This window comes from Nonomuraea cypriaca (assembly GCF_015645445.1).
In the GTDB taxonomy this organism is placed as follows: Bacteria; Actinomycetota; Actinomycetes; order Streptosporangiales; family Streptosporangiaceae; genus Nonomuraea; species Nonomuraea cypriaca.
This window is the reverse complement of the sequence record NZ_JADOGI010000327.1, coordinates 1-9,499: the sequence shown is the minus strand read 5'-3', so window position 1 is coordinate 9,499 and position 9,499 is coordinate 1. Positions and strand designations below refer to the sequence as shown.

Annotated in this window: 9 protein-coding genes and 1 pseudogene; 8 read left to right on the top strand and 2 right to left on the bottom strand. The window is 71.2% G+C overall.

All coding sequences use genetic code 11. From position 1 onward, the window contains the following. From ITP53_RS51030 to ITP53_RS50995, 8 genes are all read left to right on the top strand, one after another. Positions 1-1,075: Gfo/Idh/MocA family protein (locus ITP53_RS51030; protein WP_207757597.1), on the top strand; the 1,075-nt coding region annotated here is incomplete at its 5' end. Continuing rightward, the gene (locus ITP53_RS51025) at positions 1,072-2,094 is read left to right on the top strand and encodes a Gfo/Idh/MocA family protein (protein WP_195902723.1); all 1,023 of its coding nucleotides are present in this window, start codon (positions 1,072-1,074) and stop codon (positions 2,092-2,094) included. The genes ITP53_RS51030 and ITP53_RS51025, both read left to right, overlap by 4 nt. Positions 2,095-2,141: 47 nt before the next feature. Next, positions 2,142-3,533 carry an ABC transporter substrate-binding protein gene (locus ITP53_RS51020; RefSeq protein WP_195902722.1) on the top strand — a complete coding sequence of 464 codons (1,392 nt, stop codon included), beginning with the start codon at positions 2,142-2,144 and terminating at the stop codon, positions 3,531-3,533. Next, positions 3,530-4,486 (top strand): carbohydrate ABC transporter permease, encoded by a 957-nt coding sequence (locus tag ITP53_RS51015; RefSeq protein ID WP_195902721.1) that lies wholly within the window; start codon positions 3,530-3,532, stop codon positions 4,484-4,486. Before ITP53_RS51020 ends, ITP53_RS51015 begins: the two co-directional genes overlap by 4 nt. Continuing rightward, positions 4,483-5,352 carry a carbohydrate ABC transporter permease gene (locus tag ITP53_RS51010; protein WP_195902720.1) on the top strand — a complete coding sequence of 290 codons (870 nt, stop codon included), beginning with the start codon at positions 4,483-4,485 and terminating at the stop codon, positions 5,350-5,352. The genes ITP53_RS51015 and ITP53_RS51010 overlap by 4 nt, the downstream gene beginning before the upstream one ends. Positions 5,353-5,380: 28 nt before the next feature. Next, on the top strand, positions 5,381-6,835 hold the full coding sequence (locus ITP53_RS51005; RefSeq protein WP_195902719.1) for a sulfatase-like hydrolase/transferase: 1,455 nt from the start codon (positions 5,381-5,383) through the stop codon (positions 6,833-6,835). Positions 6,836-7,332: 497 nt separating this feature from the next. Beyond that, positions 7,333-8,283, top strand: a complete 951-nt coding sequence (locus ITP53_RS51000) for a M12 family metallopeptidase (protein WP_207757596.1) — start codon at positions 7,333-7,335, stop codon at positions 8,281-8,283. A 52-nt stretch (positions 8,284-8,335) separates the two neighbouring features. After that, on the top strand, positions 8,336-8,653 hold the full coding sequence (locus ITP53_RS50995) for a hypothetical protein (RefSeq protein WP_195902717.1): 318 nt from the start codon (positions 8,336-8,338) through the stop codon (positions 8,651-8,653). 27 nt (positions 8,654-8,680) lie between these two features. Here the strand turns inward: ITP53_RS50995 and ITP53_RS50990 are convergent, their stop codons facing one another. Together ITP53_RS50990 and ITP53_RS50985 are read right to left on the bottom strand one after the other, a co-directional pair. Then, positions 8,681-8,983 carry a bacterial transcriptional activator domain-containing protein gene (locus ITP53_RS50990; RefSeq protein WP_207757595.1) on the bottom strand — a complete coding sequence of 101 codons (303 nt, stop codon included), beginning with the start codon at positions 8,981-8,983 and terminating at the stop codon, positions 8,681-8,683. Between the two features lie 90 nt (positions 8,984-9,073). Further along, a pseudogene (locus ITP53_RS50985) lies at positions 9,074-9,499 on the bottom strand (M14 family zinc carboxypeptidase); the annotation flags it as partial.

Sequence of the window (9,499 nt, the reverse complement as noted above, 5' to 3'; positions counted from 1 at the left end):
CCCCCCGAACCGGACGACCCCATCGACAACCGATGACGACGAAAGGCAGTTGACACCCATGCGGGAACTCGACGTGGGCCTGCTGGGCGCGGGCGGCATCGCCCGCGCCCACCTTCCGGCCTGGCTGGCACTCGGCGCGCGGGTGACCGTGCTCTCCACCGACGGCCACGCCAGGCCACTGGCCGAGCGGTACGCCGACCACGGCGTCGAGGCCGTGGACTCGATGGACGCGCTGCTCGCGAGCGGCTCGATCATCGACGTCTGCACGCCCACCCACACGCACAAGGAGCTGACGCTGGCGGCGATCGCGGCCGGCCGGCACGTCGTGTGCGAGAAGCCGCTGGCCCTGTCGGTCGCGGACGCGGAGGAGATGGTCGCTGCGGCCGAGACGGCCGGGGTGCGGCTCTTCCCCGCGCACGTGGTGCGTTACTTCCCGGAGTACGCGGCGCTGGCCGAGGCGGTCGCGGAAGGGGCGGTGGGCGAGCCCGCGGTGCTGCGCTTCACCCGGTCGGGGAGGTATCCGGTGTGGTCGCCCTGGTTCGCCGACCCCGAGCTGTCGGGGGGCATCCTGATCGACCAGATGATCCACGACTTCGACTTCGCCCGGCTGCTGGCCGGCGAGGTCGTACGCGTGCACGCCCAGTCACGCGGCCACCTGCGGACCCCGGTGGAGCCGGAGTCGGTCGCGGCGGCGACGGCGGTGCTGACGCACGCGTCCGGGGCCATCACCCACGTGCACGGGGTGTGGGGCCTGCCCGACACCCAGTTCCGCACGACCTTCAGGATCGCCGGCCCGAACGGGGTGCTGCACCACGACTCCCTGCGGACGAAGGCGTTCCGGGTGGTCGCGCAGGGCCACCGCGCCGAGGGCGAGGGCATTCCGGGGACGGACCTCGCGGAGAGCCCCTTCCTGGCGGAACTCCGGGACTTCGCGGCCGCCGTGGCGGGCGGTCCCGAGCCTCGGGTGTCGGCCGCGGACGGCCTGGCGGCGGTGCGGATCGCGGCGGCGGCCGCAGAGTCGGCGCGCACGGGAGAGTCGGTCGAGATCGAGGGCGGGGAGCTGGTGTCCCGATGAAGGTGGGAGTGCTGTCGTTCGCGCACGTACATGCCGCGAGCTACACGAAGGTGCTGGGTGGCCTGCCCGGCGTGGAGGTCCTCACCACGGACCCGGAGCCCGACCTCGCCGCCCCCGGGGAGGTGCGCGGCCGGGAGCTGGCCGGGCGGCTCGGCGCGGCGTACGCCGAGAGCTACCAGGACGTCTTCGACTGGGGGCCGGACGCGGTGATCGTCACCGCCGAGAACGCCCGCCACCGTCCGCTGGTCGAGCTCGCCGCCAAGCACGGAGTGGCCGTGCTGTGTGAGAAGCCGCTGGCCACGACGGGCGCGGACGGCGAGGCGATGGTACGGGCGTGCCGGGAGGCAGGGGTGCGCCTCGGCGTCGCGTACCCGGTGCGGTTCAGCCCGGCCTACGCAGCCCTGCGCCGGGCGGTGCGCGGGGGCGCGACCGGCCAGGTGCTCGTGGTGGCCGGCGCCAACAACGGCCGGCTGCCGACCGGGGCGCGGCGCTGGTTCACCGACCCCGAGCTGGCCGGCGGCGGCGCGCTGATGGACCACACCGTGCACATCGCCGACCTCCTGGACGACCTGTTCGGTGACGAGGTCCGGGCGACCGAGGTCTACGCGCAGACCAACGACCTGCTGCACCCCGGCGAGAGCGGCATCGACACCGCCGGGCTGGTGACGATCCGCTACGACAACGGCGTCGTCGCCACCATCGACTGCAGCTGGAGCCAGCCGGCCCACCACCCCACCTGGGGCGGGCTCGAACTCCAGGTGGTCGGCGAGCAGGCCACGGTGGAGCTGGACGCCTTCGGGCAGCAGGTCGCCGGCTTCGACGAGGCCGCCCGCCGCGGCGTACTGCTGCCCTGGGGCGACAACCTCGACGAGCTGCTGCTGCGGTCGTTCCTCTTCGGCGGCGCGCCTGACGCGGTGCGGGTCGCCGACGGTGAGGCGGGGCTGCGCTCGCTGCGCATCGCGCTCGCGGGATACGAGTCTGCCAGAACCGGCCGGCCGGCCGCCGTACCGGTCCTCTGACGCCGCACGTTCAAACAGGGCCGCACGCTCAAACAGGGAGACACAGGATGAACTGGAGGACACGCAAAGCGGCCGTCGCCCTCGTCGCCGTGGGTTCGGCGCTGCTGGCCAGCGCCTGTTCGGGCGGCGGCGTGGCCGGCGGCTCCGCCGGCGAGATCACGTTCTGGACCCAGCACACCACGCCGGAACGCCTGGCCAAGCAGGAGGCCGTCGCCAGGAGGTTCACGGAGCAGACCGGGATCGCGGTCAGGGTGGCCCCCATGGCGGCCTCCGACCAGAACCAGGCCCTGGTCACCGGCGCCGCCTCGGGCAACGTCCCGGACGTCGTGCTCTCCTCCCAGGCGCAGCTCGCGAACTGGGCGAGGGAGGGCCTGCTCGACACCGAGGTGCCGAAGCGCGTCGTCGGGGCGCTCGGCGCCAAGACGTTCAGCGACCAGGCACTCAAGCTGGCCACGGTGGACGGGTCGCTGGCCGCCGTGCCCAGCGACGGCTGGGGCCACCTCATCGTCTACCGGACCGACCTGCTGAAGCAGGCCGGGATCGCACCGCCGCGTACCATCGCGCAGGTCGCCGACGCGGCGGAGCGGCTCGCCGCGGGCGGCAGGACCGGCATGGCGCTGGGTACGCAGCCCGGCGACTCGTTCACCACCGAGAGCCTGGAGGCGGTGCTGCTGGCCAACGGCTGCTCGCTGGTCGAGGGCGGCGCGATCCGGCTCGAGAGCACGGCCTGCGTCCACGGCCTGGGCTACTTCCAGCGGCTGGCCGAGTCCGCCGGCCCAGGCGAGCTCAACGTGAACTCCACCCGGGCCGGCTACCTCAAGGGCGACGCCGCCATGGCGCTGTTCTCCTCGCACATCCTGGACGAGATCGCCGGCCTCGACCCGAACAACCCCGTGAGCTGCCCGGAGTGCGCGCGGGACCCCGCCTTCCTGGTGAAGAACACCGGCGTGCTCACCCAGCTCACCGGCCCGGACAATCCCACACCGACACAGTTCGGCCAGACCTTCAACCTCGCGGTCCCCAGCGGCGCCCACGCCGAACAGGCGCGGCGATTCATCGAGTTCCTGCTCGGCGACGGCTACATCGACAGCCTCGGCATCGCCACCGAGGGCCGCATCCCCCTGCGTACCGGCACCACGGACGACCCCACCAAATACAGCGAGGCCTGGACGAAGCTGCCGTTCGGCGCCACGCCGGACAGCAAGAAGTCCCTCGCCGACGTCTACAGCGAGGACATCGTCGACGCGGTCGCGGACGGCGTCGGCACCTTCACCCGCTGGGGATTCGGCACAGACGGCGCGGCGCTCGCGGGCTCCGTCGTCGCGCAGAACACCCTCGCTCAGGAGATCGGGCCGCTGGAGTCCGGCGAAGACCCCCGTGTCGTGGCCGCCACCCTGGCGGCCCGGGCCCGCGACCTCCAAAAGGATGTGAGCCGATGAGCGTCACCAGCCAGCGCCTGATCAGGAGGCGTCCCCCCAGCCTGGCCCGGCTCGAGGACCTCCAGGGCCGGCTTCTCGTCAGCCCCACCGTCGTCATCGTCGCCGTGGTCGTCCTCCTGCCGTTCCTCGCCGTCTTCGTCTTCGCCTTCGCCGACATCCGGCTCGTCGACATCCCCCGGTTGACCCTGGGCGACCTGAAGCTGTCGCTGGACAACCTCTCCCAGGTGCTCTCCAGCCCCGGCTTCTGGACCGCGCTGAGAACCACGCTGATCTACGCCACCCTGACCACCGCCGGGACCATCGCGTGCGGCCTCGCCGTGTCGCTGGCGCTGCGCCACCCGTTCCGCGGGCGCGGCCTCGTACGCGGGCTGCTGCTGGTGCCGTACGTGCTGCCGGTCATCGCGGGGGTCACGATCTGGAAGACGCTGCTGGACTCCCAGTACGGGCTGGTCAACGCCGTCGGGCGGGAGCTGTTCGGCTGGGACTCGCCGGTGTCCTTCCTGACCACCAAGTCCCTCGACGTGTGGGGCGTGCCGGTGCCGCTGGCGCTGCTCACCGTCATCGCGTTCGAGGTCTGGAAGACGTTCCCGCTGGCGTTCCTGTTCATCACCGCGCGACTGCAGGCCGTCTCGGCCGAGCAGGAGGAGGCGGCCATGATCGACGGCACCTCGGCCGTGCAACGGCTGCGTTACGTCGTACTGCCCCAGTTGCGCGGCGTCCTCGCCCTGCTGGTGGTGCTGCGCTTCATCTGGTCGTTCCAGAACTTCAACGACGTCTACCTGCTGACCGGCGGCGCGGGCGGCACCCAGGTGCTGGCCGTGCGCGTCTACGACGAGCTCATCACCAGTGTCGACATCGGCACCGCCTCGGCACTCGGCCTGCTGATGACCGCGATGCTCAGCGTGCTGCTGATCGCCTACGTCCGGATGACCAGGAAGGAGCGGGACGCATGAGCAGCATCGGGAACCGGCTGGAGCGGCGCTGGGTGACGGCGCTCAAGGCGGCGGTGATCGCGCTGGCCGTCCTGTGCTCGGTGGGTCCGCTGCTGTACGGGGTGCTGCTGTCGATCCGCCCGCTCGCGGACGTCATCGCCCGGCCACTGGACCTGCTGCCGTCGTTCGGCGAGCTGGACCTCACCTCGTACACCACCGCGTTGAAGAGCGAGTCGGACGACGGCTTCGGGCTCGCCAGGTTCATGGGCAACTCGCTGGGGGTGGCGCTGGCGACCACGGCGCTGGCCATCGCGTGCAGCGTGCTCGGCGCGTACGCCGCCGTCAGGCTGCGGTTCTTCGCGCGGGACACCGTCAACGGGTTGTTCCTCGCCGTGTACCTGCTGCCCGGCATCGTCCTGGCCGTGCCGCTGTTCGTGTTCTTCAGCCGGATCGGCCTGGCGGGCTCGCTCACCGGGCTGGTGCTCATCTACCTGGCCCAGACCATTCCCGTCGCCCTCTACATGCTGCGCAACTACTTCCTGGCGGTGCCCGCGAGCGTCGAGGAGGCCGCGCTGATCGACGGCTGCGGCCGGTTGGGTCTCATCCGGCGCGTGGTGCTGCCGATGGCGCTGCCCGGCATCATGGCGACCTCACTGTACGTCTTCATGATCGCCTGGAACGAGTACCTGTTCGCCCTGCTCTTCCTGGTCAGCGACCGCGAACAGTGGACGGTGGCCCTGGGCATCGCCCAGCTGACGGAGTTCTCCGTGCCGACGACCGTGCTGATGGCCGGCTCCATCGCGATCACCGTGCCCATCGTCGTGCTCTTCTTCTGGGCGCAACGGATGCTGATCAGCGGCCTGACCGTGGGCGCCGAGAAGGGCTGAGCCCCGTAACCCTGGAGTGCCTGACATCGTGACCACCGCACCCAACATCCTGCTGATCACCACGGACCAGCAGCGCCACGACACCATCGGCCCGCGCGCGCCGGAGTTCCTGCGCACCCCGCACCTGGACCACCTCGCCCGCGAAGGTGTCCGCTTCGACGCGGCGTACGCGCAGACCGCCATCTGCGTGCCTGCCCGTACCAGCATCATGACCGGACAGAGCCCGTTCGCCCACGGCATGACGTGCAACGGCTCGACCTCGGACGTCATGGGGCGCGACGACACCCTGCCGGCCGTGCTGCGCGGGCGGGGCTACGGCACCGCCGCCATCGGCAAGATGCACTTCACGCCGCCACGCGCCCGGCACGGCTTCGACGAACTGGTACTGCCCGACGACTACTACCGGTGGATGCGCGAATCGGGCATCCCGGAGCGGCCGATGCGCACCGGACTCGGCCAGAACGAGCTGTACCCCGGCACCTCCACGGTGCCGGAGTCGCTCACCCTCACCTCATGGATCGCCGAGGAGTCGGTCCGCTACATCCGCGACCGCCGGGACCCGACCGCGCCGTTCTTCCTGTGGACCTCGTTCAGCAAGCCGCACCCGCCCCTCGACCCGCCGGAGCCGTACGCGTCGATGTACCGCGACGCGCCCATCCCCGAGCCCGTCTTCGGCGACTGGAGCGGCGACGACCGCTGTCCCGAGGCGGTCAAGCGGTGGCGCCAGCGGCAGAGTTACGACCTCGTCCCGCCCGGCGTGATCAAGGCGGCCAGGGCGGCGTACTACGGCCTGGTGACCCACATCGACTACGCCATCGGCCACATCCTGGCCGCGCTGCAGGACGTCGGCCTCTTCGACGACACCCTCATCGTCTTCACCTCCGACCACGGCGAATACCTCGGCGACCATCACACCGGCAGCAAGGTGTTCTTCCACGACGCCTCGGCCCGGCTGCCGTTCCTGCTGCGCCCGCCGAAGAGCTGGCACACCCACTGGCACGGCACCGCCAGCGAGGCCCTGGCCACCCACGCCGACATCCTCCCGACGCTGCTGGCCGCCGCCGGCGGACGACCCGGGCCCGGAGTCGAGGGCCAGAACCTCCTCGCCGTCCTGTCCGGCGACGAACCACCGCGATCCCACCTGTGCGCCACGGCCACGGAGGCGCCCTCGGCGGACCCCCTCTACCACGCGATCACCGACGGCCGTCACAAGTACATCTGGTATCCGGAGGGACCGGCATCGCAACTCTTCGACCTGGCCGACGACCCCCTGGAGCTCACCGACCTCAGCGGCGAGGAGCGAACGGCCGGCGTACAGGAGGATCTGCGCCGCGAGCTGGTCCGGCACCTGAACGAGTACGGCTCGCTCACCTGCGACCGCCTGCCCGAGACCCCACCGCGCGGGGACAGCACGGCCGACCGGCGCGCGCGAAGCTGGCCGGGCTACCACACCGAGTGGACCGAGGCCGACGTCCGCCACTGATCCCTCGGGGGCTCCGCCCCCTCCCTCGGGGGCTCCGCCCCCAAGTTCCCCCGTTGGTCGCCTGCGGCGACAACTGCGTCGGCCCTTCGGGGCGCCATACTCCAGGAAGATCGCAGGCGATCTTCCTGCCAGTGGAGGAATAGCTTCGCGATTCCTCCACTGGCCCTGCCCCCGCAGAGCCCCAAGGGACAGTTGTCGCGGCAGGCGACCCTATGGGGGTACTCGGGGCAGAGCCCCCAAGGGACAGTTGTCGCGCAGGCGACCCGACGGGGGTACTCGGGGGCGGAGCCCCCCAAGGGACAGTTGTCGCGCAGGCGACCCGACGGGGGTACTCGGGGGCAGAGCCCCCGAGGGCCTTTGCACAGGTCCTGGTTGGACATGGTGAGGTCGTGGGTAGATCCGCAACGAATACGACATCTGCGAACAAAACGAACCGGGGGGCCGTGATGTCTGACGGGGGCAGTGGGTATCTGGAGACGCTCAGATCCATCGCCGAGATGGCTGGGTCAGTGGAAGCCGACAAATCACCGGAAACCAGCGAGGGGCTCGCCATGCCGCACGACGGCGTGGCGCCCGGGTCATGCGTACTCAAAAGGCTCCCCGCCCGGCTGCTCGTGAGGGCGGCGGAAATCGCGATCCACGTCAACCCGCTCAACGCGCCCCACCTCGTGGGCATGGGGGGCGTGACGAGCAACGGAAGAGCGGTGCCCTCCCCCCAGCGCATCTCGGTGGTCCGGCAGAAATACTGGGGACCCTCCGCGCGGCAGCTGCCGGTCAGCTTCATGGAGGACACGCCGATCGACCTGCAGGACCGCATCATCGCGCACCTGAACGCCTGGGCGCAGACCTCGTGTGTGTCGTTCGTCCGGACCAACGACGTCGGCACCGTCCGGATCTCACGTGGTCCTGGCGGCTACTACTCCTACCTCGGGACGGACGTCCTGCTGATCCCGCAGGGGCAGCAGACGATGAATCTCGAGGGGTTCACGATGCAGACCAGCGAGGCCGAATACCGGCGCGTGGTCAGGCACGAGGCCGGGCACACCCTGGGCTTCCCCCACGAGCACATGCGCGGCGGTCTGGTGGCCCGGATCGACCGCGACAAGGCGTACGTCTGGTTCTGGGAGAACTACGGCTGGGACCCGCTGACCGTGGACCAGCAGGTGCTCACCCCGCTGGACGAGGCGTCGCTGTTCGGCACGCCCGTCGACCAGACCTCGATCATGTGCTACCAGCTCCCGGCATCGATCACCAAGGACGGCCAGCCGATCGTGGGCGGACTGGACATCAACACCGCCGACTACCTGTTCGCCGGATCCATCTACCCGAAGCTGGCGCTCCAGATGGCCCCCGGGCAGGCGGCTGACTGGGACGAAAAGGACGACGTCATGGCCCCTGACGTGCATGCGGGGCTGCGCCAGACCGGCCTCGCACCGGCCGGAGTGTGACCCGCCGCCGAGCCGGTGGGCGCGGGGGTCCCGGCGGCGCCCACCGAAGGGGGTGAGCGCCGCCGTGGCCCGCGTGATCGAGCTCCGGCCCGCCGAGGAGGGCCCGCCGTCGCTGACCCTGCGGGTCGGGGACCTGCTCATGGTCTGGGCGACGGGCGCCCGGGTCCGCTCAGGCGCGGACTCGCTCGAACTCCTCGGGCCTTTCCTGATCGGCGTGCTCGGAACCGACGGGCAGGTCCATGCGCCGGAGGGCCTGCCCAGCAAGGTGGCCCTCGTGGCGCGCCGCTCTGGTCGCGCCGAGATCGATTTCGCCCTCGGCGGCCCCTGGCCCGCGCTCCGGCGGATGACGATGACGCTCGTGGTCGAGTGAGCGCCGCCTCACACCTGTTCCACCAAGTCAGGTGGGTACGGGAAGCTCTACCAGGCGCATGAACTCGGCACTCGGCCGGACCCTGATCTCCCGCCACAGCAGCTCCTGGAACCCCCGCACGGCACGGACCGCCTCGACCAGGTTGTCCTCGGCGAGGTGGATGCGGACGACCAGCCGCTGGGGGCTCTCGCGCAGCGGTTCGTACTCGACGGCGCCCAGTGCGAGGTCCAGCGCCCGGCCGTAGGCGCCTCGGGCGAGCTGCCGCTCGGCCAGGCCTCCAGGGTGTGCAACTGGAGCTGGCGGACGGGCTCGCGGACGACGGCGACCCACTCGTCGTACCAGCCGGGCAGCAGGATGCCGCGCGGCGGCACCACCGCCGGCCCGGCGCAACGAGATCGCCGGGCCGGGGTCAGGACTTCGTCATTCGTCCTCGTGCTGGTCGATCGGCTCGCCGCGGTCCGGGATGGTGTCGGCCGTCGCCGGGTCGACGGTGGCGAGGCTGCCGTCGGCGGCGGCCTGGAGCAGCGCGGTCATGGAGGCGTAGGCCGTGCGGATGAGGTAGCCGCCGGACTTCTGCCCGAGGTCGCCGCGCAGCTCGATCAGCAGGCTCGCGCTGCCCTGCAGGCCGAAGGAGTTGCGCGCGATGCCCGCGAGTGAGTCGCCGGGGTAGAGGCTGACGTCGGCGAAGCCGTAATCCTCCAGTGAGGAGTACACCACGGCCGCGACCCGCTTGCTGTCGGCGAGGACCTGCGGCGTCACCCCGGAGTTGGTGGGCCACAGGATCGAGGCGGTCGCCAGGGAACCGTCAGGCTGGCGGTAGCTGCCCTGGTGGTGGTAGTCGACGGT

Bases quoted from the DNA above. Each gene is read 5' to 3' on its own strand.
- ITP53_RS51025 (WP_195902723.1), top strand. From the start codon at position 1,072: ATGAAGGTGGGAGTGCTGTCGTTCGCGCACGTACATGCCGCGAGCTAC.
- ITP53_RS51020 (WP_195902722.1), top strand. From the start codon at position 2,142: ATGAACTGGAGGACACGCAAAGCGGCCGTCGCCCTCGTCGCCGTGGGT.
- ITP53_RS51015 (WP_195902721.1), top strand. From the start codon at position 3,530: ATGAGCGTCACCAGCCAGCGCCTGATCAGGAGGCGTCCCCCCAGCCTG.
- ITP53_RS51010 (WP_195902720.1), top strand. From the start codon at position 4,483: ATGAGCAGCATCGGGAACCGGCTGGAGCGGCGCTGGGTGACGGCGCTC.
- ITP53_RS51000 (WP_207757596.1), top strand. From the start codon at position 7,333: ATGGCTGGGTCAGTGGAAGCCGACAAATCACCGGAAACCAGCGAGGGG.